Annotated in this window: 23 protein-coding genes; 11 read left to right on the top strand and 12 right to left on the bottom strand. The window is 71.4% G+C overall.

Features of this window, described 5'->3' with window-relative positions; translation table 11 throughout:
* Positions 1-21: 21 nt before the first annotated feature.
* From ABD350_RS00115 to ABD350_RS00095, 5 genes are all read left to right on the top strand, one after another.
* Positions 22-1,356, top strand: a complete 1,335-nt coding sequence (locus tag ABD350_RS00115; protein ID WP_344345106.1) for an ABC transporter substrate-binding protein — start codon at positions 22-24, stop codon at positions 1,354-1,356.
* A gap of 103 nt (positions 1,357-1,459) precedes the next feature.
* Positions 1,460-2,251 (top strand): rhamnogalacturonan acetylesterase, encoded by a 792-nt coding sequence (locus ABD350_RS00110; protein WP_344345103.1) that lies wholly within the window; start codon positions 1,460-1,462, stop codon positions 2,249-2,251.
* 114 nt (positions 2,252-2,365) lie between these two features.
* Entirely contained in the window at positions 2,366-3,682 is a 1,317-nt protein-coding gene (locus tag ABD350_RS00105; protein ID WP_382466990.1) for a pectate lyase family protein, read from the top strand.
* Between the two features lie 52 nt (positions 3,683-3,734).
* Entirely contained in the window at positions 3,735-4,850 is a 1,116-nt protein-coding gene (locus ABD350_RS00100) for a pectinesterase family protein (RefSeq protein WP_344345097.1), read from the top strand.
* 80 nt (positions 4,851-4,930) lie between these two features.
* Complete coding sequence (locus tag ABD350_RS00095; protein ID WP_344345094.1) at positions 4,931-5,728, top strand: HAD family acid phosphatase; 798 nt, start codon at positions 4,931-4,933, stop codon at positions 5,726-5,728.
* Between the two features lie 21 nt (positions 5,729-5,749).
* Here the strand turns inward: ABD350_RS00095 and ABD350_RS00090 are convergent, their stop codons facing one another.
* The 5 genes from ABD350_RS00090 to ABD350_RS00070 form a co-directional block, all read right to left on the bottom strand.
* Positions 5,750-6,619, bottom strand: coding sequence for a hypothetical protein (locus ABD350_RS00090; RefSeq protein ID WP_344345091.1), 870 nt, complete (start codon positions 6,617-6,619; stop codon positions 5,750-5,752).
* The gene (locus ABD350_RS00085) at positions 6,616-7,185 is read right to left on the bottom strand and encodes a SigE family RNA polymerase sigma factor (protein ID WP_344345088.1); all 570 of its coding nucleotides are present in this window, start codon (positions 7,183-7,185) and stop codon (positions 6,616-6,618) included. Before ABD350_RS00085 ends, ABD350_RS00090 begins: the two co-directional genes overlap by 4 nt.
* Before the next feature lie 170 nt (positions 7,186-7,355).
* A complete protein-coding gene (locus ABD350_RS00080; RefSeq protein WP_344345085.1) occupies positions 7,356-8,810 on the bottom strand; it encodes a peptidoglycan D,D-transpeptidase FtsI family protein in 1,455 nt (484 codons plus the stop codon).
* Between the two features lie 82 nt (positions 8,811-8,892).
* Entirely contained in the window at positions 8,893-9,387 is a 495-nt protein-coding gene (locus ABD350_RS00075; RefSeq protein WP_344345082.1) for a GNAT family N-acetyltransferase, read from the bottom strand.
* A 25-nt stretch (positions 9,388-9,412) separates the two neighbouring features.
* Positions 9,413-10,186 carry an IclR family transcriptional regulator gene (locus tag ABD350_RS00070; protein WP_344345079.1) on the bottom strand — a complete coding sequence of 258 codons (774 nt, stop codon included), beginning with the start codon at positions 10,184-10,186 and terminating at the stop codon, positions 9,413-9,415.
* A gap of 145 nt (positions 10,187-10,331) precedes the next feature.
* Between ABD350_RS00070 and ABD350_RS00065 the strand changes: the two genes are divergently transcribed.
* Positions 10,332-11,861, top strand: coding sequence for an aldehyde dehydrogenase (NADP(+)) (locus ABD350_RS00065; RefSeq protein WP_344345076.1), 1,530 nt, complete (start codon positions 10,332-10,334; stop codon positions 11,859-11,861).
* Between the two features lie 18 nt (positions 11,862-11,879).
* On the opposite strand, the gene ABD350_RS00060 is transcribed toward ABD350_RS00065, so the two are convergent.
* Positions 11,880-13,256 carry an MFS transporter gene (locus ABD350_RS00060; protein WP_344345073.1) on the bottom strand — a complete coding sequence of 459 codons (1,377 nt, stop codon included), beginning with the start codon at positions 13,254-13,256 and terminating at the stop codon, positions 11,880-11,882.
* A 49-nt stretch (positions 13,257-13,305) separates the two neighbouring features.
* Here ABD350_RS00060 and ABD350_RS00055 point away from each other — a divergent pair, with 49 nt between their 5' ends.
* Positions 13,306-14,304 (top strand): GlxA family transcriptional regulator, encoded by a 999-nt coding sequence (locus ABD350_RS00055; protein ID WP_344345070.1) that lies wholly within the window; start codon positions 13,306-13,308, stop codon positions 14,302-14,304.
* Positions 14,305-14,644: 340 nt separating this feature from the next.
* On the opposite strand, the gene ABD350_RS00050 is transcribed toward ABD350_RS00055, so the two are convergent.
* Both ABD350_RS00050 and ABD350_RS00045 read right to left on the bottom strand, forming a co-directional pair.
* A complete protein-coding gene (locus ABD350_RS00050; RefSeq protein WP_344345067.1) occupies positions 14,645-15,133 on the bottom strand; it encodes a radical SAM protein in 489 nt (162 codons plus the stop codon).
* Positions 15,134-15,862: 729 nt separating this feature from the next.
* Positions 15,863-16,180, bottom strand: coding sequence for a hypothetical protein (locus tag ABD350_RS00045; protein WP_344345064.1), 318 nt, complete (start codon positions 16,178-16,180; stop codon positions 15,863-15,865).
* A 573-nt stretch (positions 16,181-16,753) separates the two neighbouring features.
* On the opposite strand from ABD350_RS00045, the gene ABD350_RS00040 reads away from it, so the two are divergent.
* From ABD350_RS00040 to ABD350_RS00030, 3 genes are all read left to right on the top strand, one after another.
* A complete protein-coding gene (locus tag ABD350_RS00040) occupies positions 16,754-17,320 on the top strand; it encodes a YdcF family protein (RefSeq protein WP_344345062.1) in 567 nt (188 codons plus the stop codon).
* A 114-nt stretch (positions 17,321-17,434) separates the two neighbouring features.
* The gene (locus ABD350_RS00035) at positions 17,435-18,154 is read left to right on the top strand and encodes a DsbA family oxidoreductase (RefSeq protein ID WP_344345059.1); all 720 of its coding nucleotides are present in this window, start codon (positions 17,435-17,437) and stop codon (positions 18,152-18,154) included.
* 97 nt (positions 18,155-18,251) lie between these two features.
* A complete protein-coding gene (locus tag ABD350_RS00030; protein WP_344345056.1) occupies positions 18,252-19,313 on the top strand; it encodes an aminotransferase class V-fold PLP-dependent enzyme in 1,062 nt (353 codons plus the stop codon).
* Here the strand turns inward: ABD350_RS00030 and ABD350_RS00025 are convergent.
* The gene (locus ABD350_RS00025) at positions 19,262-19,825 is read right to left on the bottom strand and encodes a MarR family winged helix-turn-helix transcriptional regulator (protein ID WP_344345053.1); all 564 of its coding nucleotides are present in this window, start codon (positions 19,823-19,825) and stop codon (positions 19,262-19,264) included. The two genes, ABD350_RS00030 and ABD350_RS00025, sit on opposite strands and share 52 nt — an antisense overlap.
* Positions 19,826-19,966: 141 nt before the next feature.
* Here ABD350_RS00025 and ABD350_RS00020 point away from each other — a divergent pair, with 141 nt between their 5' ends.
* A complete protein-coding gene (locus ABD350_RS00020; protein WP_344345050.1) occupies positions 19,967-21,028 on the top strand; it encodes an alkene reductase in 1,062 nt (353 codons plus the stop codon).
* A 52-nt stretch (positions 21,029-21,080) separates the two neighbouring features.
* On the opposite strand, the gene thpD is transcribed toward ABD350_RS00020, so the two are convergent.
* The 3 genes from thpD to ABD350_RS00005 form a co-directional block, all read right to left on the bottom strand.
* Positions 21,081-21,974, bottom strand: a complete 894-nt coding sequence (gene thpD / locus ABD350_RS00015; protein ID WP_344345047.1) for an ectoine hydroxylase — start codon at positions 21,972-21,974, stop codon at positions 21,081-21,083.
* A gap of 5 nt (positions 21,975-21,979) precedes the next feature.
* Entirely contained in the window at positions 21,980-22,384 is a 405-nt protein-coding gene (locus ABD350_RS00010; protein WP_344345044.1) for an ectoine synthase, read from the bottom strand.
* 88 nt (positions 22,385-22,472) lie between these two features.
* Positions 22,473-22,957, bottom strand: a 485-nt coding sequence (locus ABD350_RS00005) for an aminotransferase class III-fold pyridoxal phosphate-dependent enzyme (RefSeq protein ID WP_344345041.1), incomplete at its 5' end; no start/stop codon positions are given.

Genomic DNA, 22,957 nt, shown 5'->3' with positions numbered 1-22,957 from the left:
CCAGCAGAAGAGAGCCGACCAATGAAGAGCAGCATCCGCAGAAGCAGGCGCGCCGCCCTGGCCGTGGCCCTGGGCTCCGCCCTCGCGCTGACCGTCACCGCCTGCGGCGACGACGGCAGCGGCAGCGCGGGGGAGAAGGGGAACGAGGGCTCCGGCAAGGGCACGATCACCTTCTGGGACAACAACGGCGGTGTCCGCACCGACATCTGGAAGCAGATCATCGCCGACTTCGAGCACAAGTACCCCGACATCAAGGTCGAGTACGTCGGTGTGCCCGCCGCGAGCGCGCAGTCCAAGTACGACACCGCCATCCAGGGCGGCGGCCTGCCCGACGTCGGCGGCGTCGGCACGGCGATGCTGGCCGAGGTCGCCGTGCAGGGCGCGCTGGAGCCGCTGGACCAGCGGCTTGCCGCCAGCCCGCTCAACGGCAAGCTCAACACCAAGTTCCTGGAGAGCGTGAAGGCGGCCGGCGGGGACGGCAAGACGTACACCGTGCCGACGTCCGCGAACAACGGCACGCTGTGGTACCGCACCGACCTGTTCCGCGCGGCCGGGCTGGAGCCGCCGACCACCTGGACGAAGTTCTACAAGGCCGCCGACAAGCTCACCGACAAGGGCAAGAACGCCTTCGGGTACACCATTCGCGGCGGTGAGGGCTCCATCGCCCAGGCCCTGGACGCGATGTACGGGCAGAGCGGGATCACCTCCTTCTGGAACGGCGACAAGACCACCGTCAACGACCCGAAGAACGTGGCCGCGCTGGAGAAGTACACCGGCCTGTACAAGAAGAACACCCCGTCCGCCGACGTCAACAACGACTTCACCAAGATGGTCGCCCAGTGGGACTCCGGCACCATCGGGATGCTCAGCCACAACCTGGGCTCCTACGCCGACCACGAGAAGGCGCTGAAGGGCAGGTTCCGGGGCATTCCGAGCCCGACCCTGGACGACGGGACACGGGTGCAGGTGTCCAACCCGGTCGACGGGCTCGCCCTGTTCAAGTCCGGCAAGAACAAGGCCGCCGCGTGGAAGTTCATCGAGTTCGCCGCCTCCCACGAGGCCAACAGCAAGTGGAACGAGTCGGCCGGGTCGGTGCCGGCCAACACCGAGGCGGCGCAGGACGCCTGGGTGCGGGCCAACGAGCCGGCGAAGCTGGCGGCCGAGGCGCTGGACGGGGCCGGCACGAAGATCGTCCAGCTGCCGTACTACCTGCCCGACTGGAACACCATTTCCAAGGCCGACAACGAGCCGAACTTCCAGAAGGTGCTGCTCGGCAAGATGAGCGCCAAGGAGTTCCTGGACCTGCTGGCCGACCAGCTCAACGAGGCCCAGGAGGACTGGAAGCAGAACCACTGAGCGTTCGGGTGGCCGCGGCGGCGGGGAGCCGCCGCCCGGCGACGGGCCGGCCCGCGCGGTTCCCCGCGCCCCTTGACGGAAACGTATGTGAAAGGCGCAGGTTGTGTCCCTTACGCGCAGACAGGTCACGTCCGCCGCTGTCGCCGCCGTCCCCCTCGCCGGGCGGCCCCGGGAGGAAACCCGGAAAGAAACGCGGACCCTCCATATCGCCGGTGATTCGACGGCCGCCCGGAAATACGCCGACGCGGCTCCCGAGACCGGGTGGGGAACGGCGCTGCCCTTCTTCCTCCACAAGGAGCTGGAGGTCGCCAACCACGCCGTGAACGGCCGGAGTTCGAAGAGCTTCGTCGACGAAGGGCGGCTGGACGCCGTTCTCGCCGGCATCCGGCCCGGTGACTTCCTGGTCGTCCAGTTCGGGCACAACGACGAGAAGGCCACCGACCCCACCCGCTACACCGAGCCGTGGACGTCGTACCAGCGGTATCTGCGGCTGTACATCGACGGCGCCCGGTCCCGGGGCGCCCGGCCCGTCCTCGCCACCTCCGTGGAGCGCCGCCGGTTCGACGCCGACGGCACCGCCCGGCCCACCCACGGCGAGTACCCGGCGGCCATGCGGGCGCTGGCCGAGCAGGAGAGGGTCGCGCTGCTCGACATCCAGGCGCTGTCGCTGGCGCTGTGGCAGCGGCTCGGGGCGGAGGAGACGAAGACCTACTTCAACTGGACCGCCACCGAGCAGGACAACACGCACTTCAACCCGCCGGGTGCCATCGCCGTGGCGCGGCTCGTGGCGCGCGAGCTGCTGCGCACCCGGGTGCTGGCCCGGTCCGGTGTCCGCCGGCTGGAGGAGGACGTCCCGGCGTCCTGGATCACCTGGCCGCCCGCCCCCGCGATCTGACCCGCGCCACCACGCCACCGAATCACCACGCCACCGAATCACCGCGCCACCGAAGCACCGCGTCACCGCGCCACCGCGCCATCGAATCACCGAGTCATCGAGGAGAGCCGCACAGTGCGTACACAGAGATGTCATGGCCGGGTCATGCGTGCCCTGGTGGGCGGCACCGTCCTCGCCCTCGCCCTCACCGGCACCGCGTCCGCGCACCCCGCCCACCACACCGGCCCCGACCGGCAGGTGCTGCCCGCGCGGGACGGCTGGGCCGCGTACGGCACCGGGACGACCGGCGGGGCCGCCGCCGACCCCGCGCACGTGTACACCGTCACCACCTGGGAGCAGTTCAAGGCCGCCCTCGCCGACGGCGGCAGCGCGCCGAGAATCGTCCGGGTCAAGGGCACCCTCGACGCCGACGGGCCGGGCTGCGACGCGTTCGCCGTGCCCGGCTACGACTTCGCCGAGTATCTGAGAACCTACGACCCGGCGGTGTGGGGCCGCACCAGGACCCTCGACGCCGAGCCCGACGACAGCCCCGAGGGCCTGCGCCGCGCCTCCGCCGCCCGGCAGGACGCCTTCATCAAGGCGGCCGTCCCCGCCGACACCACCATCGTCGGCATCGGCCGCGACGCCGGATTCAAGGGCGCCAGCCTCCAGATCAAGGGCGTCGACAACGTCATCGTGCGCAACCTGACCTTCGAGAGCCCCCTCGACTGCTTCCCGCAGTGGGACCCGACCGACACCGCCGACGGCAACTGGAACTCCGAGTACGACAGCGCCGTGGTACACGGCTCGACCCATGTGTGGATCGACCACGACACCTTCACCGACGGCGACCACCCCGACAGCACCCTGCCGTCGTACTACGGCCGGATCCACCAGCGGCACGACGGCGAACTGGACGTCGTCAAGGGCGCCGACTACGTCACCGCCTCCTGGAACGTCTTCGAGGACCACGACAAGACGATCCTCATCGGCAACAGCGACAGCGCGGCCACCGCCGCCGTCGACCGCGGACACCTGAAGGTCACCTTCCACCACAACCTGTTCCGGAACCTGGTCGAGCGGGCCCCGCGCGTCCGCTTCGGACAGGTGGACTCCTACAACAACCACTTCGTCGCCGGCGACGGCTACTCCTACACCTACGGCATCGGCCTGGAGTCCCGACTCGTCGCCGAGCACAACGCGTTCACCCTGCCGGACGGCGTCCGGGCCGGTTCGGTGCTGAAGAAGTGGAAGGACGCCCCGGTCACCGCCGCGGGCAACCACGTCAACGGCCGGCCGGTGGACCTCGTCGCCGTCCACAACGCGCAGGTACCCGGCGAGACCCTGCGGTCCGGGGCCGGCTGGACGCCCGAGCTGCGCACCCGGGTGGACCGGCCCCAGGCCATCCCCGGCATTGTCGGCCGCCACGCGGGCGCCGGGCACCTGCGCTGACCCCACCGGCCGGGGCGCCCCCGCCCCGGCCGCTCGAGAGGGAGGACTCCCCATGCCCCTGTCCCGACGCGGTCTCCTCACCGCGAGCACCGCGGCCGCCGCCGCGCTCGCCCTGCCGTCCGCCCCCGCACACGCCCGCGCCCGCCCGTTCGGCCGCCACGGCTCCCCGGACCGCCGCCTCACCCCGGGCACCCTGTACGTCGACCCGCACGGCCGGGGCGACTTCACCTCCGTCCAGGCCGCGGTGACCGCCGCCACCGGCAGCGGCCGGACCCTGGTCATCGCTCCCGGCACCTACCGCGAGACGGTCACCGTCGACGCCGGCCGCACGGAGATGACCTGGATCGGCGCCGGCGAGGACCCACGGGAGGTGGTGATCGTCTACGACAACGCGGCCGGCACCCCCAAGCCCGGCGGCGGCACCCACGGCACCAGCGGTTCGGCCACGACCACCGTCCGGGCCGACGGGTTCACCGCCCACCGGATCACCTTCGCCAACGACTGGCTGCGCGCCGGCCACCCCGGCACCACCGGCACCCAGGCCGTCGCCCTCAAGACACAGGGCGACCGGAACGCCTTCTGGCACTGCCGCTTCCTCGGCCACCAGGACACCCTGTACGCCGACTCCACGGCCCCCTCCGCCGTCGCCCGGCAGTACTACGCGCACTGCTATGCCGAAGGCGACGTCGACTTCGTCTTCGGCCGGGCCACCGCCGTGTACGCGCACTGCCACTTCCGCACCCTGGACCGTACCGACCTGTCCGCCGCGCCCTACGGTTTCGTCTTCGCGCCCTCCACCGCCCGCGCCACCGCGCACGGCATGCTGGCCGTGCGCTGCCGGTTCACCTCCGGCGCGCAGGACCGGGCGTACAAGCTGGCCCGGCCGTGGGTGCCGTCGAACGAGACCACGGCCCGGCCCGCGCTGGTCGTCCGGAACAGCGTCATCGGGCCCGGCATCGACCCGGTGGCCCCCTACGCGAACATGCGGGACGTCTACCCCTGGCAGTCCATGCGCTTCGCGGAGTACCGCAACTTGGGGCCGGGCGCGGTGGTCACGGTCCCGGCCAACCGGCCGCAGCTCACCGCCGACGGGGCCGCACGGCACACCCCGGCCGCCTACCTCGGCGACTGGCGTCCTCGGCGAGGGGCGCGTGTATCGATCGGATAACAGGCCTCGCGCTCGCGATGTGATGCGCGTAGACAGTCTCCGACCTGGTACATCACTCTCATCCACCGGATCGGAGAACCATGCGGAAGTCCCTCAGGGCCCTCGCGGCCGGCGCCGCCTGTGCCGTCGCCGGCGCGGCGCTGTACGGCGCGGGCGCGGCCACCGCCGGGCAGTCGACGGCCAACTCCACCCACGAGCCGTACAACATCGGCCAGTTGGTGAAGGACATCGACACCTACTACGGCACCACCGTCGACGCCGACGGTGTCTGGCGGGCCTCCCCGGACAGCCCGTACGCCCAGGACCTGGCGCGTATCGACGCCGACGCCAGGAAGTACATCGACAAGGCCGCCCGCAAGGCGCACCACCGGGGCGAGAAGCCGGCCGTCGTCTTCGACATCGACGACACGCTGCTGCTCAGCCTGGACTACGAGAAGCGCACCAACTACACCTACGACGACGCCGCCTGGAACGCGTACGTGGACCGGGCCGACCGCCCGGCCGTCTTCGGCAGCCCGGAGCTGGTGCGCTACGCCGAGTCCAAGGGCGTCGAGGTCTTCTACAACACCGGTCTGGGCGAGGCCCGCCGCGCCGCCGCGGTGGAGAACCTGAAGAAGGTCGGCGCGGATGTCAACCTCGACACCGCCCACATGTTCCTCAAGGACAAGGCCAACCCGCCGTCCTACCTGAAGCACTGCGCCACCCCGGGCACCTGGAAGTGCACCACGGTCCAGTTCAAGTCCGCCACGCGCAAGCACATCGAGCAGGACCTCGGCTACGAGATCATCGCCAACTTCGGCGACCAGTACTCGGACTTCGGGGGCGGCTACGCCGACCGCACGTACAAGCTGCCGAACCCGACGTACTTCGTCTCCTGACGCCCGGGGCCGGGGCGGGCGCTAGGAGCGGCCGTGCGGGGCGAAGTCGCCGGTCACCGCGTAGCCGTGCCCGTCGGCGGTCCCCGTCATGACATAGCCGTCGTCCTTGGCGTCCCGTCCGCCGCGGGCGTGGTCGTACTGCCCGGCGAACACCCACTCGCCCGCCGGCACCGTACGCCCCGGCTTCAGCGTCCAGGTGTAGCGGACGAACCCGTCCCGCTCCACCACGCTCTGGGTGAAGTCCCCCTCGGGCAGCGAGCGCCAGGCGCCCGTGGACGTCACCCCGCCGGTCTGCGCGATCCGCAACTCCACGGTGAGCGAGGTGAGTGGCGCGGACGTCTTCAGGGTCAGATTGCTCTGCGCCCAGAAGTCGTTGCTGTGCGGGTCCACCGAGCCGTCCGACCACAGGGGGCCGCTGCGTTCGGCGCGGACCGGCGGCGGCGCGGCCGGCGCGGTGGCTCCCGGGGCGGCCGAGGACGCGCTGGAGGAGGGGGAGGGGGAGGAGGAGGGCGGCGTGCGGGACGGCTCACCGGCGGTGTCGCCGGGCGTCGGGCGGGCCGTGGGGGCGGGGGGTGCCGGGGCCGTGGTGCGCTCCGGCGAGGCGTCGGGCGTCGGCGACACCGCCACCGACTGCCGGGCCGGCGGCTCCTCGCGCACCGCGGACGCCACCGCGTACCCCCCGGCCGCGAGCACACCGGCCACCGCGGCCGTCGCGGAGACCACCCGGAACCAGCCCGGCACCGGCCGGCGCACGGCCCGGTCACCGGGGCGGGACGGCGCGGCCATGCCGCGCTCCACCCGGGCCAGGATGCGCGCGCGGTCCGGTTCATGGGCCTCGGCCGCCTCGTGCAGCCGGGCGCGCAGCTCGTCGTGCACGTCCTGCCGCCTCATCGGTTCCTTCCTCCGCTCTCGCCGCCCCGGGCCGCCATCGCCGCGTGCACCCGACGCGGGTCGCCCTGCGGGCCGAGCAGTCGCTGGAGTTCGGCCATGCCCTTGGACGTCTGGCTCTTAACCGTACCCACCGAGATCCCCAGCGTGAGCGCGGTGTCCTTCTCCGACAGGTCGAACGCGTGCCGGAGCACCACGCACGCCCGTTTCCGGAACGGCAGCCTGCGCAGCGCCTCCTGGACGTCCACCACACCGGCGACGTCCGGGTTCTCGGTCCGTTCCTCGCCGCGCGGCCAGAACAGCGCGATCCGCCGCCGCTCGCGCACCGCGCCACGGATCCGGGTGCGGGCCAGGTTGGCGACCACGCCCCGCGCGTACGCCACCGGCCGGTCGGCCGCGCGCACCCGGTCCCAGCGGTGCCACAGCGCCAGCAGCGCGTCCGCCGCCAGGTCGTCCGCGGCGTCCGCCTCGCCGGTCAACAGGTGGGCGAGGCGGGCGAGTTCGGCGTAGTGCCGTTCGAAGAAGGCATGGAACTCCACGGAGGCGGCGTCGTCGACGACTGTGCCCACGGGTGACCTCTTCTCGGTGCGCGCTCTGGAGGTGAGTGTCATGTGAATGACATGCGAGGGTCCAGGGAGGGCCCGGACGGAGATCCGGAAGCGTAGCAGTGATCGTTTACGCCGGACGGGACCGGGGGAGCGCGCGGCGCCCCGGTGGGGGCGGGGCGCCACGGGCGGTGCTACTTCAGTGCCGCCTGCATCATGGCCCGCGCCACCGGGGCCGCCAGGCCGTTGCCGCTCACCTCGGAGCGGGCCGCGTCGGACTGCTCCACCATGACCGCGACGGCCACCTCCTTGCCGTTGCCGTCCGACTTGCCGTAGGAGGTGAACCAGGCGTACGGCGTCTTGCTGTTGTTCTCGCCGTGCTGCGCGGTGCCGGTCTTGCCGCCGACGGTCGCCCCGTCGATCAGCGCGTTCGTGCCCGTACCGTCCTTCACCACCGTCTCCATCGCAGACTGGAGCTGCTCGGCGGTGCCGGCGCTGATGATCTCCGAGGTGTCGGTGGCGTCGTCGTAGTCCTTCAGCACATCACCGCCGCTGTCGGTGATCTGCGAGACCATGTGCGGCGAGACCAGCTTGCCGCCGTTGGCTATGGCCGCGGACACCATGGCCATCTGGAGCGGGGTGGCCGTGACGTCGAACTGGCCGATGCCCGACAGGGCCGTCTGCGCCTTGTCCATGCCGGAGGGGTAGACGCTCGGGTAGGCGCGCACCGGCACGTCCTGCTCGTCGTCGTTGAAGCCGAACTTCTCGGCCATGTCCTTGACCTTGTCCTGCCCCAGCTCGACGGCCATGTGGCCGAAGACGTTGTTGCAGGAGTAGCGCAGCGCGACCCGGATGGAGGCGTTCCTGCACGGCGCCGACTTGTTCTCGTTCTCCAGCGGCCGCACCGTGCCCGGCATGATGTACGGGTCGGGGCTGTCGGTGGGCTGGTCCACGTTCTCGTACAGCCCGTCCTCCAGCGCGGCCGCGGCGACGACCAGCTTGAACGTCGAGCCCGGCGGCAGCGGCTGGCGCAGCGCGCGGTTGGTGAGCGGCTTGTCCTTGTCCGCGTTCAGCGCCTTCCACGCCGTGCCCGCGGTGCTCGCGTCGGTGAGCGCGGAGGGGTCGTACGACGGCGTGGAGACCACCGCGAGGATCCTGCCGGTCTTCGGGTCGATCGCGACGGCCCCGCCCTTCTTGCCGCCCAGCGCGCGATAGCCCGCCTTCTGCACGGCCGGGTCGATCGTCGTGAGCACGTTGCCCGGGTCGGCGCGCTCCCCGGTGACGGTGTCCATCACCGTCTTGAGCTGGTTGTCCGTGCCGTTGAGCAGGTCCGTGTAGATACCCTCCAGTTGGGTGGGGGCGTAGGCCTGCGAGGCGTACCCCGTGACCGGCGCGTACAGCTCGCCGTCCGTGTACGTCCGCTTGTACGCGAGATCGCTCCCCTTCGTCCGCGCGGAACCGGTGATCGCCTCCCCGGCCACGATGATGTTCCCCAGGGGACGCGAGTACGTCGCGATCACGTTCCGCCGGTTGTCGTTGTCGTCCGCGAGGGCCTGACCGTCGTAGAACTGCAGCCATGTCGCCCTGACCAGCAGGGCGAGCACGAGCAGCAGCGCGAAGACGGACGCCCGCCTGATCGTCTTGTTCATCCCGCCCGGAAGACGAGCGGAACGGGGCCGATCGTTCCCCCGCGCCCCGCTTTTTCATCCGGCTCTCAGGAACCGGCGCCCTTCAGCCGGGCACCCCCGCCGGCCGCCCCGCCCCCAGCACCAGGACGACCTCCTCGATCTCCCGGCCCCGGGCGTTCGCGAAACCCCGGGCCCGCGCCGTCTCGCGGAAACCGCACTTGGCCAGGACGCGCAGCGAACCCGTGTTGTCCGCCGCGGCCCGCGCGTACAGCGGGCGCTCGACAACCTCGGCGAGCAGGGCCCGCAGCGCGGCCGTCGCCACGCCCCGGCCCCAGTACGCGCGGTCGATCCAGTACGACACCTCGCGCTCGCCGGCCTCCCCGTACACCACCGCGTTGCCCGCCACGGCCCCGTCGGCCAGGACCGTGCGCAGCACGGCGCAGCCGGCGCGCAGGCGGGTCCAGTAGGCCGCGAAGGCCTCCGGCCCGGAGGCGTCCTCCGGGCCGAACGCGGCCATCCGGACGGCCTCCGGATCGGTCATCTGGCGGTGGAACACCGGCACGTCACTGTCCCGGACGGCGCGCAGCGCGATCTCCATGCGACCGAGCCTACGGCCGCCCGGCTCACAGGCGGCGGGTCGCCAGCGTCAGACGGTCCCGCGCGTCGAACAGCGCGTCCTTGATCATCTGCTCGTGGGCCGGGGTCAGCCGGGCCACCGGGACCGAGCAGCTGATGGCGTCCCGGGCGGGCGTGCGGTAGGGGATGGCCACGCCGAAGCAGCGCAGGCCCAGCGTGTTCTCCTCGCGGTCGACCGCGAAGCCCTGCTCCCGGACCTGGCGCAGCTCCTCGATGAGCAGTTCCCGGTCGGTGATGGTGTGCTCGGTGAGCGCGGGCAGCGTCCGGGGCAGCAGCTTGCGCACCTGCTCGTCGGTGTAGGTGGCGAGGATCGCCTTGCCGAGGGAGGTGGAGTGGGCGGGCAGCCGGCGGCCGACCCGGGTGAAGGGGCGCAGATAGTGCTGGGACTGGCGGGTGGCCAGATAGACCACGTTGGTGCCGTCCAGCCGGGCCAGGTGGATGGTCTCCGTGGTGTCGTCGGAGAGCCGGTCCAGGGTCGGGCGGGCGGCGGCCACCACTTCGTCGCCGTCGATGTAGGAGGTGCCCACGAGCAGCGCCCGCACCCCGATGCCGTACCGCGTGCCCGTGGCGTCCGTCTCCACCCAGCCCAGCTCCACCAGCGTGCGCAGCAGCATGTACAGGCTGGACTTGGGATAGCCCACGGCCTCCTGGACGGCCGCGAGGGAGTGCATACCGGGCCGGCCGGCGAAGTACTCCAGCAGTTCCACGGTCCGTACCGCGGACTTGACCTGCGCCCCGCCCCCTGTGTCGCCTGCCGTCATCGCCCTTGACCCCTTCGTTCCACGAGGACCTGAGATATATAGTCTCCGAGCAGCGTTCATCATCAGAGACAGTGTTCAGTATATCGAACGCGGCTGATGGGTGACGCACAGGTTCAGTTAGTGCGGCCTTTTGGAGGGACCCGCGGTGGCAGCAGCACCAGTCTGGAGTGTCGACCCGCGCACCGGGAAGCAGCGCGAACAGGTCGCGGTCGAGGCCACGGCCCAGGAGGTGGACGCGGCCGTCCGGGCGGCGGAGGGCGCGCGCGAGGCCCTCGCCGACCGCGCGGTCCGCGCCGCCTTCCTGCGCTCGGCCGCGGCGGGCCTGGAGGCGGCCCGCGACGCCCTGGTCGAGACCGCCGACGCCGAGACCGCCCTCGGCCAGGTCCGGCTGTCCGGCGAACTCGCCCGCACGGTCTACCAGTTGCGGGCCTTCGCGGACATCGTCGACGAGGGCGCCTTCCTGGACGTCGTCATCGACCACCCCGACGCCACCGCGACCCCGCCCGTGCCGGACCTGCGGCGCTACAAGGTGCCGCTCGGCGTCGTCGCCGTCTACTCCGCCTCCAACTTCCCGTTCGCCTTCTCCGTCGCCGGCGGCGACACCGCGAGCGCGCTCGCCGCGGGCTGCCCGGTCGTGGTCAAGTCCCACCCCGACCACCCGGCACTGTCCGAGCGGGTCGCCGAGGTGCTGCGCCGGGCCGCCGCCGGGCACGGCATCCCCGAGGGCGTCGTCGGCCTGGTCCACGGCTTCCAGGCGGGCATCGAACTGGTCAAGCACCCGCTGGTCGCCGCCGCCGGCTTCACCGGCTCCATCCGCGGCGGCCGGGCGCTGTTCGACGCCGCCGCCGCGCGCCCGGTGCCGATCCCGTTCCACGGCGAACTCGGCTCGCTGAACCCGGTCCTGGTGACCGAGGCCGCCGCGGCCGAGCGGGCCGAGGAGATCGGCGGCGGACTCGCCGGGTCGATGACCCTCGGCGTCGGCCAGTTCTGCGTCAAGCCCGGCCTGGTGCTCGTGCCCTTGGGCGCGGGCGGCGACCAGCTGGTGAAGTCGCTGGCCGACGCCGTCGCCGGCACCGACGCCGGGGTGCTGCTCGACCACCGCATGCGGGACAACTTCATCGCCGGTGTGGCCGAACGCGTCCAGCTGCCCGACGTGGACGCGCCCGTCACCCCGGGCGAGGGCGGCGAACACACGGTCAGCGCCGGCTTCCTCACCGTGCCGGCGGCGAAGCTGGCCGAGGAGGGCGAGCACGACCTGCTCCTGGAGGAGTGCTTCGGGCCGGTCACCGTGGTGGCCCGCTACGCCGAAGAGCAGGAGGCCAAGGCCGTCCTGTCCCGGCTCCCGGGCAACCTCACGGCGACGGTCCAGCTCTCCTCGCAGGAGGCCGCGGGCCAGGGCCGGGGACCGGAGCTGCTCGCCGAACTGACCCCGCTGGCCGGGCGGGTCCTGGTCAACGGCTGGCCGACCGGGGTGGCCGTGGCACCGGCCCAGCACCACGGCGGGCCCTACCCGGCGACCACCTCCACCTCGACCTCCGTGGGCGGCACCGCGATCGAGCGGTGGCTGCGGCCGGTCGTCTACCAGAACGCGCCGGAGGCCCTGTTGCCGGCCGAGCTGAAGGACGACAACCCGCTCGGCCTGCCCCGGCGGTTCAACGGGCGGCTGGAGCGGTAACCGGCCGGTCCCGGCGGTTCAGCCGGCGGCTGGAGCGGTAACCCGCCGGCAGCCCAGCAGGAACGTCACGGCGAGCAGGGCCGCCGCCACGGCCAGGCTCGCCCGCAGTCCGACGGCGAAACCGCCGCCCACCAGGGAGCCGAACACCGCGATCCCGAGCCCGCCGGACACCTGCCGGGCCGCGTTGAGCACCCCGGCGGCCACCCCCGCCCGCTCGGCCGGCACGGCGTCCAGCAGTACCGTGGTCAGCGCCGGGATGGCCAGCGCCACACCGACGGCCATCGGCACCAGCAGCACGGCCACCACGGCGGCCGGTGTGCCGGTGTCCACGGTGAACAGGGCCAGCAGGCCCGCCACCGCGAGCGCCTGGCCGGCCAGCAGCGGCACCCGGGCCCCGTAGCGCCCCGCGAGCCGGCCGGCCAGCACGTTCGTCACCGCGATCAGCCCGGTCATCGGCAGGAACAGCAGCCCGGCGGCGAGCGCCGAACGGCCCTGCACCCGCTGGAAGAACAGCGAGAACACGAAGACCATCCCGTAGAACGCCACGCTGCTCGCCGCCCCCGTGGCCACGGCCAGCCGCACCGCCCGGTCGCGGAACAGGCCGAGCGGCACCACCGGGTGCGGCCGCCGCGTCTCGATCCGCACGAACGCGACGGCGGCGGCCACGGCCACGGCACCGGCGACCAGACCCGCCGTACCGCCCTCGATCACCGCGAACGTCAGCGCGGTCAGGGCGAGCACGGCCGTCGCCTGGCCCGGCAGGTCCAGCGGCGCGGGCCGGCGCGCCGAGCGGGGGGCGCGCACCAGCAGGACCAGGGCGGCCACGCCCAGCGGCAGATTGACGAAGAAGATCGCCCGCCAGTCCCACCAGGTGGTCAGCACCCCGCCCGCCACCGGTCCGAGGGCCAGCGCCGTCGAGCTGCCCGCCGCCCAGGTGGCCACCGCCCGGCCGCGCCGGGCCGGGTCGGGGTAGGCCTGGCGCACCAGGGCCAGCGAGGCGGGCAGCACCACGGCCGCCGCCGCCCCCTGCACCGTCCGGGCGCCGATCAGCGCCGCCAGTCCCGGCGCCAGCCCGCAGGCCGCCGAGGCCAGCGTGAAGACCGTGATGCCCAGGGCGTACGCGCGGCTCGCCCCGGCCCGGTCCGCGAAGGCGCCCGTGGACAGCATGAGCGCGGCCAGGGCGAGGGTGTAGGAGTCCACCACCCACTGGAGGCCGGACATCCCGCCGCCGAGGGACGAGCCGATCGCCGGCAGGGCGACGGTCACGATGGTCGAGTCCAGGGTGATCAGTGCGGTCCCGAGGATGGCCGCCACGAGGGTGAGTCCCGCGGCTGGGCCCGTTTCCTTGTTTCCGCTGGTCAGTTGAGGGGTGGTCAGAGTTCTTCCGTTCGGCATGCGGCCATGGTGCTGATCTTTTCCGGCGTACAGTAGTGGCCTGAATGCCATGCATCCGGAGGTTCTGGCCATGCTGCGTGTCGGCGTCGTCGCGTCCCCGCCCGTGTCGATGTTCAACCTCGCGATCCCCGAGCTGCTCTTCGACAAGGTGCGGGTCGACGGCGAGCCGGGCTACGAGGTCGTGATCTGCGCGCCCGAGCCCGGCCCCATGCCCACCACCGGCACGCTGGGCCTGCACGTGCCGCACGGGCTGGAGGCGCTGCGGGAGGCGCACACCGTGATCGTCGCGGGCACCGGCCGCCCCCTGTCCCCGGACCCGCGGGTGGTCGCGGCCCTGCGCGAGGCCGCCGCGGCGGGCAAGCGCATCGCCTCCATCTGCTCCGGCGCCTTCTCGCTCGCCGAGGCGGGCCTGCTCACGGGCCGCAAGGCCACCACCTACTGGGCGCAGGCCGGGGAGCTGCGCCGCCGCCACCCCGACATCGACCTCCAGGGCGACGTCCTGTTCGTCCAGGACGGTCCGTTCCTGACCGCCTCCGGCTACGCCGCCGGCATCGACCTGTGCCTGCACATCGTCCGCACCGACTACGGCGCCGCCATCGCCAACGAGGTCGCCCGGCTCGCCCTGGTCGCCCCGGTGCGGCCCGGCGGGCAGACCCAGTTCACCCAGACCCCGCTGCCGCCCGAACGCGGCACCGCCTGCGCCGACACCCGTGGCTGGGCGATGCGCAACCTGGACAAGCCGCTCACCCTGACCGACCTGGCCCGGCACGCCGGTGTCTCGGTGCGCACCCTCACCCGGCGGTTCCAGGCCGAGAGCGGGGTCAGTCCGTTGCAGTGGCTGCTGCACCAGCGCATCGAACGGGCCAAGGAACTGCTGGAGACCACCCGGCTGCCCATGGACCAGGTGGCCGCCGCCTGCGGCCTCGGCACCGCGGACTCCCTGCGAGCCCACCTGGTCCGCCGCACCGGCCTCACCCCGAGCGCCTACCGCGCCCAGTTCAGCAGACACGGCCACCCGACCACCTCCGGCACGTCCGCCGTGGCCTGAAGGCCGCCACCCGGACCCTCCCGGCCGAGCCGGGCCGCAGCCCGTCCACCATCAGCCGGGAGCTCCGCCGCAACCGGCATCCCGTGAACGGTGATCGGTCCCGGCACAGCCGCGAACCCCTCGACTCCGTCACCGCCGAACTCAACGGCCGCCCACGCAGAACGCTCGGCTGGGAAACCCCGGCCGAGCGCCTCGCGAAGCCGCTGACATCAGCCGCATAACCAGCGGTGTTGTCATAACCCCTTGAATCGGCCCGACGGGGGGCTTTCCCCGCGCACTCGTCAGCTGACGACGATTCCGCGATGATCCGTCCATGCCTGGCGGGCGGAGATCATAGCCTTCAGCCACTCTGGCCCGGCCGCACGGCGACGACTCCTCCTCGCAGCGGGATACCGAGGGACAGTGCCTTTGCGATGTTCTCGCGCGTCCGCTTGTGGGAGCCGCGCAGCTTGGTGACGGCGTCGTGATCCTCCGCGCTGTCGGAGTAGTACGAGGTGGCGAGCCTGACACCGCATTCGCCGAACACGTCCCACAGTTCCGCCCGGATGTGGGACATGTTCGAGAAGACCTCGATGCTCAGCCCGGACGCGTGCGCGTACCTGATGAGCGCGGGGAGGTAGGGGTAAAGGGCCGGTTCTCCGCCGATGAACTGAACGTCCCGTGTTCCCATGTCGGAGAGTTGCGAAATGACGCGTACCCAGTCCCGGACGGTCATGGTGCCGTGATCTCCCCTTGGGGACGAGTCCGCGTAGCAGTGATCACAGTTCTCGTTGCACAGTCCGGTGACCTCCAACCACGCGAACCGCAGGGAGTTTTCCGCAAGGGACACCTCGTTCACCTCTCGCCAGCCCTTGACGACGTCATGGAGGACTCCTCCCCGCCGGCCATCCGTGCCCGTGCGGCCGATCCACTTGCCGACTCCGACCAGGTCCGCGCCGGTAAGGCACCCTTACGGGCGCTCGCGCGCCGGCCCTGGGCCGTCATGCCGGGCACTTGACGCATGTGTACAGCCGACCGTTGGGTTCCTCGCCGGACGGCTGCACCCGCCGGACCGGTTCCAGACCGCCGAATGGCTTATGGCACCTGCGGCACTTCTCCCCCCGGGGTGCGTAAGTCGTGTACTCGCCCCGGAGCGCACTGGTATCAGCCTCTGCCTGCCGGCGACTTACCGGGTACCTGCCTGCGGCTTTGGTCACTGGTCAACCTCCACGGTGTCGATGGACACGCCCCGGTCGTTCGTCCGTCGCGGGGGTGTTTGCTGTCTGAGTAGCCTCCACCGCGCCCGACCCCGTACGGAACGGCCAACGGGGAACCCCACCTGCCCCTTTGGGGACCCCCGTTCCAACTTGTTCGGGGTTCCCCGTCGGAGTCCTGGGGCTAGGCTGGAGGGAGATCACTTCGGCGCTTGGCAGGTGGCTCCATGGATGACCGCACGGCTCGGCGGAGCGGATATGCGTTGACGATTCCTGACGCGCTCCTCAACAGCGAAGCCATGCGACAAGCCTGTGCCGCCCGGAACTACCAAGAAATATTTCGGCTTGTCAATCGCCGTACGGGATCAAGTCCTGCCGTAATGGCGGCGGCTGTCGGGAAGATGACCAGTTCCCGGGTCAGCGACATTATTCGTGGTGTCCGGGGCATCCGAGGGCGGGAAGTCGTCGAACGTGTAGCAGACGGGTTCGGCATCCCAGGGGAGATGCTCGGGCTGCCGGCGCGTCCATGGGAAAGCAGTAGCGGCTCCGCTCATTCGGATGTTGCCTTGCCGGTTTCTGTCCCACAGGTCAACCGGGGAAAGCGTGTAATTCAGGCCATCGAAGTAATGAGCAATGACAGTGCCGACACGCTGCCTGTCGTTCTCGGTGAGCTCATCGGTCACTACGCTCTGGCGATCTGCTCTATGCCGCCGGCAGATGTCTATGAGGAACTGGTGCAGCGACGCCGAACGGCGAAGTCAAGAAGTCGGACACCCGGAATTGTCAGGGTGGGCTGTTCTTGCGAAGTCGCTGATTGCTTTTTATCAGGGGTTACCTCATCAGTCAGTGGCACTGGCTGGCCAGGGGCAGAGCATCACCACATCAGGGACTCTGGTTCATGCGAAGCTAGCCGCCCAGGAAATGCGGGCAGCGCGGTGAGCACCCATCCAGTTATGCCCGGGCCTTGCTGATTCTGGGGCTTGCGCACGCAGGAGCCGGAAACCTCGATGAAGCCGTGTCCGCTGGCCATGACGCGCTCGTGGGAAGGCGTCCGGCCTGGCCGACTGTGACTCTTGCGGGAAAGCTCGGCCGTGTGCTTGAACGTCGCTTCCCCAACGCTGATCCGGTAGAGGAGTACCGATCTCGATACCTGGAAGTGGCCAGCCGACTAGTCGGAAACGCCATCTAGTCATTCACTCAATTGGAGGAGTGCAGCGAGCGGTGCTGATCTCACCACGGAGCAGATTCGTGAAATCGTGAATTTCGTAGACATCGAGGCGCCACCGCCGCAGGATGAGCCGACCGCTCACTTCCTGTTCGGAACCAACCAAACGCAGCCGGCCGAAATCGCGGCACAGCAATATCACAAAGGGCTTGCGCCGCTGATCATCGCAAGCGGAGGGGTCAACCGGCACACGGGAATCGTGGAAGCTCACATGTTCCGCGAGCTTCTCATCGAACGTGGAGTCCCTGACAGTGTCATCCGGTGCGAAGATCAGGCAGCCAATACCTGGCAGAACGTAGAGTTTTCGTTCCCCTACTTGCAGGAGGCGCTGGAATCGGGATTGAGGGTCACCGCAGTCAGTAAATGGTTCCACCGTCGAACTCTTCATTGCCTGGCGACAGCAGTCCCCGACATCGGACCCTTTTATGCGATGTCCTGGGATCCGATTTACGCGGGAAGGGTGGTCGGTCGCACTGATTGGCTCGATGTTCCTGATGGAAAGCGGCGGGTGCTCCGTGAATGGGAAGAAGTTCCCCGGCGGGTCTCCGAGGGAAGTTTCAGGGACGTGACCCTTGTCGGTGGTGCCTGGCAGAGCTGACCTGACGTGGGCCTCGATCCGGTCGGCCGGGAATACCCCGGCCTGTTTGAATGTTCACGTACTCGGTCCGGGGAGATCCCCCACCGCCGTACGACCTGGAGAGAGCCGAAAGACATGCGCGTCGAGATCTGGAGCGACATCGCCTGCCCCTGGTGCTACGTGGGCAAGGCCCGCTTCGAGAAGGCGCTGGCTGCCTTCCCGCACCGCGACGAGGTCGAGGTGGTGCACCGCTCCTTCGAGCTGGACCCGGGCCGCGCCAAGGGCGACGTGCAGCCGGTGATCACCATGCTGACCCGGAAGTACGGCATGAGCGAGGCCCAGGCCCAGGCCGGCGAGGACAACCTCGGCGCCCAGGCCGCCGCCGAGGGCCTGGACTACCGCACCCGGGACCGCGACCACGGCAACACCTTCGACATGCACCGCCTGCTGCACTTCGCCAAGGAGCACGGCCGGCAGGACGCGCTGCTCCAGCTCCTCTACCGGGCCAACTTCGCCGAGGAGCGGTCCGTCTTCGCCGAGGGCGACGAGCGCCTGGTGGAACTGGCCGCCGAGGCCGGACTGGACGCCGGGGCCGCCCGCGCGGTGCTCGCCGTCCCGGACGCCTACGCCGACGAGGTCCGCGCCGACGAGCGCGAGGCCGCCCGGCTCGGCGCGACCGGCGTGCCGTTCTTCGTCCTCGACCGGAAGTACGGCGTCTCCGGCGCCCAGCCCGCCGAGGTCTTCACCCAGGCGCTGACCCAGGCCTGGGGCGAGCGCTCCCCGCTGCGGCTGGTCGGCGGGGACGACACCGACGCCTGCGGCCCGGACGGCTGCGCGGTCCCGCGGCACGGCTGAGAAACCGCAGGTGGGAGGCGTCGTATAAGCCCCGCTGAGAGCCGTCATGTAAAAGTTCGCGATGGACGGGGGGTGCCGGGGGACGCAGAGTGGTCCCATGCAGACCACGGAGATCTTCGACCGCCTCGTCCGCGCCGAGTTCCGGCCCCGGAGCACCTACCTCAACACCGCGAGCAACGGCCTGCTGCCGGCCCGTACCGTCGCCGCCCTGAACGAGGCGGCGCTGCTGCGGGCCGAGGGCCGGCCGCTGACCCCGCTGTACGAGGACGTGGAGGCGAGCCGGGCCGCGTACGCCCGGCTCGTCGGCGTCCCGGCCACCCGGGTCGCGGCCGGCGCCTCGGTCGCCGCGCACACCGGGGTGATCGCCGCCGCACTGCCCGCGGGCTCGGAAGTCCTCACCGCGGAGGACGACTTCACCTCCGTGCTCAACCCGTTCCACGTCCGCGGCGACCTCAAGGTCCGCGCCGTCCCGCTGGAGCGGATCGCCGAGTCCGTCCGGCCGGGCACCGCGCTCGTCGCGGTCAGCGCCGCGCAGTCCGCCGACGGCCGGCTCGCCGACCTGCCCGCCCTGCGCGAGGCCGCCCGCGCCCACGGCGCCCGCACCTACGTCGACTTCTCCCAGGCCGCCGGCTGGCTGCCCGTCGACGCGGACGCCTACGACTTCACCGCGAGCGTCGCCTTCAAGTGGCTGCTGGGCCCGCACGGCGCCGCCTTCCTCACCGTGCCCGAGGACTTCGGCGGGCTCACCCCGCTACTCGCCGGCTGGGTCGCGGCCGAGCACCCGTGGGACAGCTGCTACGGCCCGGTGGCCGAACTCGCCCATTCGGCCCGGCGGTTCGACCTGACCCACGCCCTGTTCACCTTCGCCGGACTGCGCCGGTCCCTCGAACTCGTCGAGGAACTGGGCGTGCCGGCGATCCACGCCCACGACACCGCGCTCGCCGACCGGTTCCGCGCGGGGCTCGCCGAGCTCGGCCACGAGCCGGTGCCGGCCCCCGGCTCGGCGATCGTCTCGGTGCCAGGACTGGGCGCCCGGCAGCGCGAGTTGAGCGAGGCCGGCATCGAGGTCTCCGACCGCGCGGGCAATCTGCGCGCGGCCTTCCACCTCTACAACACGCCCGAGGACGTGGACCGTCTGCTGGCCGCGCTGTCCGCCTGACCGCCCCGGTCCTCCCGCGCGGCCGACGCGCACAGATTGGCTTCGACCCGGCCGAGCAGCCCCAGCAGCTGCTCGCGCTCGGCGGGCGTCAGCCCGGCGAAGCTCTCCTCCTCCAGCGTGCTCCACAGTCGCGCCACCTCGTCCAGCAGCCGTGCCCCGGACTCGGTGGCCTCCACGAGCACCGCGCGCCGGTCCGCCGGGTCCGGCAGCCGCCGTACATGCCCGGCCTGCTCCAGTCGCTGGAGCATCTTCGTCACCGTGGACGGGTCCAGCCCGAGCAGCCGGATCAGCTCCGACTGCCGGGCCGGGCCGCGCTCCCACAGGTGCATCATCACCAGTTCCTGGCCCGGGTAGAGGCCGAGTCCGCGCAGCAGTCCGGCGGCGGCCGTGCGGTGCAGCCGGGCCACCCGGCTCAGCGCGTGCCCGACCGGTCCGCCCCGGGCGGCGGCGGGCAGCTCGGCGCGGGAGTGCCCGGCGGCCCCCGCCGTCGCCGGTTCGTTGCTGGCGTCCATGGGTGGCTCCCGCGCTGCTCGTAGATCTCGTCCGTACGGTCCCGAAGCGTACTCACCGACATTTGATTGGTCGGCCAATGAATGGGCTAAGGTGGTCGACGTCGCTACTTGGCCGACCAACTAATAATCTCGGGAGACCCCATGCCCACCGCGTTCGACCCCCTGGACCTCTCCGGCCTGCGGCTGCCCAACCGCATCGTCATGGCGCCGATGACCCGCAGCCGGGCCGCCGCCGGCGGGCTGCCCACCGCCCTGACCGCCGAGTACTACGCCCAGCGCGCCTCGGCCGGCCTGATCGTCACCGAGGGCATCCAGCCCTCGGCCGTCGGCCAGGGCTACCCGGACACCCCCGGGCTGCACACCGCCGGGCAGATCGCCGCCTGGCGCACCGTGACCGACGCCGTGCACGGCGCCGGGGGCCGCATCTTCGCCCAGCTCATGCACACCGGCCGCGTCGGCCACCCCGACCTGCTGCCGGACGGTCTGGTCAACGTCGCCCCCTCGGCGGTGGCGGCGCGCGGCCAGGTCTACACCCACCAGGGGCCCAAGGACTTCGTCACGCCCCGGGAACTGTCCGAGGCGGAGATCCACGCCACCCTCGCCGATTTCGCGGCGGCGGCCCGGGGCGCGGTCGAGGCCGGCTTCGACGGGGTCGAACTGCACGGCGCCAACGGCTATCTCATCCACCAGTTCCTGGCACCCGGCAGCAACCGGCGCACCGACGGCTGGGGCGGCTCCGTGGCGGGCCGCGTCCGCTTCGCCGTGGAGGCGGTCCTGGCCGTCGCCGAGGAGATCGGCCCCGGCCGCACCGCTCTGCGGATCTCCCCGGGCAACCCCTTCAACGACATCGAGGAGCCCGAGCCGGAGCCGGAGTACACCGCGCTGCTCGACGCGCTGGAGCCGCTGGGCCTCGCCTATCTGCACGTCATGGAGAGCGCGGACTTCCGCGGCCTGACGCCGGGCCTGCGCAAGCGCTTCGGCGGGGCCTTCGTCCTCAACCCGGCGACCGAGGGCCCCACCGGCCCGGACGCCCTCGCCCTCGTCGAGGACGGCACGGCCGACCTGATCGCCTTCGGCCGGCTGTCCCTCGCCAACCCGGACCTCCCGGCCCGCCTGCGGGCCGGCGGCCCGTTCAACGCGGCGGACCCGGCGAGCTTCTACGGCGGCGGAGCCGAGGGCTACACGGACTACCCGACGCTGTGACCACGCCCCGCGAGGGCCTCCGGCCGGTGCGCGGAGGCCCTCGCGGACGGGCTCACCCCACCGGCGTGAAGTCCCGCGCCCCGATGAACTCCGGCCGCCGCACCGGTGCCGCGAACGGCTCGACCGCCGTGTTCTCCACGCTGTTGAACACGATGAACACGTTGCTGCGCGGGTACGGGGTGATGTTGTCGCCCGAGCCGTGCATGCAGTTGCAGTCGAACCAGGTCGCCGAGCCGGCCTTGCCGGTGAACAGGCGGATGCCGTGCTCGCTCGCCAGGGCGGTCAGCGCCTCGTCGGACGGGGTGCCCGCGTCCTGCATCTGGAGGGACTTCTTGTAGTTGTCCTTCGGCGTGGCACCGGCGCAGCCCAGGAACGTCTTGTGCGAACCCGGCATGATCATCAGGCCGCCGTTGGTGTCGAGGTTCTCGGTCAGCGCGATCGAGACGGACACCGTCCGCATGTTCGGCAGGCCGTCCTCGGCGTGCCAGGTCTCGAAGTCCGAGTGCCAGTAGAAGCCGCTCGCGCCGAAGCCCGGCTTGACGTTGATCCGGGACTGGTGGACGTACACGTCCGAGCCGAGGATCTGGCGGGCGCGGCCCACCACGCGCGGATCGCGCACCAGGTTCGCGAACACCTCGCTGATCCGGTGCACCTCGAAGACCGAGCGGATCTCCTTCGACTTCGGCTCCACGATGGAGCGCTCGTCGGCGCGGACCGCCGGGTCGGTGACCAGCCGGTCCAGCTCTCGCTTGTAGATCTCGACCTCGTCCGGCGTGATCAGCTGGTCGACGGCGAGGAAGCCGTCGCGCTCGTAACGCTGGAGGTCGGCGGTCTCGATCGGGCCCGGGGTGTCCGGGGTGCCCCAGACGACGGGGTCCAGGCGGGGGACGGTCACCTCGGTGGTGCCGCGGGTCGGGTAGAGGTCCTTCACGGTGGCGGTGGTCATGGTCCTCACACCTCCTCGGGCTCGGTGAGCAGGGGGTAGACGCCGTTCTCGTCGTGGTCCTCCCGGCCGGTGACCGGCGGGTTGAACACGCAGATGCAGTGGAAGTCCTCCTTGACGCGCAGCGTGTGCCGTTCGTGCCCGTCGAGGAGGTACATGGTGCCGGGCGTGATGGTGTACGTCGTGCCGGTCTCGTGGTCGGTGAGTTCCGCCTCGCCCTGGGTGCAGACGACGGCCTCGATGTGGTTGGCGTACCACATCGACGTCTCCGTCCCGGCGTACAGAATCGTTTCGTGCAGGGAGAAGCCGACCCGCTCCTTGGCGAGGACGATCCGCTTGCTCTCCCAGGTGCCCGAGGCCGCCTTCACATGGCGGTCGGTGCCCTCGATCTCCTTGAACGATCGGACGATCACGGTGGTGCTCTTCCTCCTTGCCCGGCCTCTGCCAGGTTCTCCAGGCGTTCTTCTTCAGGCGGTTCGCAGGCGGTTCTCCAGGCCGTCCCTACGCGGTCTCGCGGACGGAGCGGGCGAGGACGCTCAGGCCCTCGTCCAGTTCCCCGGGGGTCACGGTGAGCGCGGGCAGCAGCTTGACGACCTCGCCCTGGGGGCCGGACGTCTCGATCAGCAGCCCCAGTTCGAAGGCGCGCCGGGCGACCCGTGCGGCCCGGTCCTTCGCGTGGAACTCCAGACCCCACACGAGCCCGCGCCCGCGGTACTCCTTGACGTCGGCGAGGTTCTCCTCGGTGATGGAGATCAGTGCCCGCTCGACCTGCTCACCGCGGGCGCGGGTCTGCTTCTCCATGGCCGAGCCGTCGGTCCAGTACGTCTCCAGGGCGGCGGTGGCGGTGACGAAGGCGGGGTTGTTGCCGCGGAAGGTGCCGTTGTGCTCGCCCGGCTCCCACACGTCCAGTTCGGGCCGGAAGAGGGTGAGGGCCATGGGCAGGCCGTAGCCGCTGATGGACTTGGAGACGGTGACGATGTCCGGGG

The sequence above is a fragment of the Streptomyces nogalater genome, from assembly GCF_039532885.1.
Lineage (GTDB): Bacteria > Actinomycetota > Actinomycetes > Streptomycetales > Streptomycetaceae > Streptomyces > Streptomyces nogalater.
This window is presented reverse-complemented; position numbering and strand designations above follow the sequence as displayed.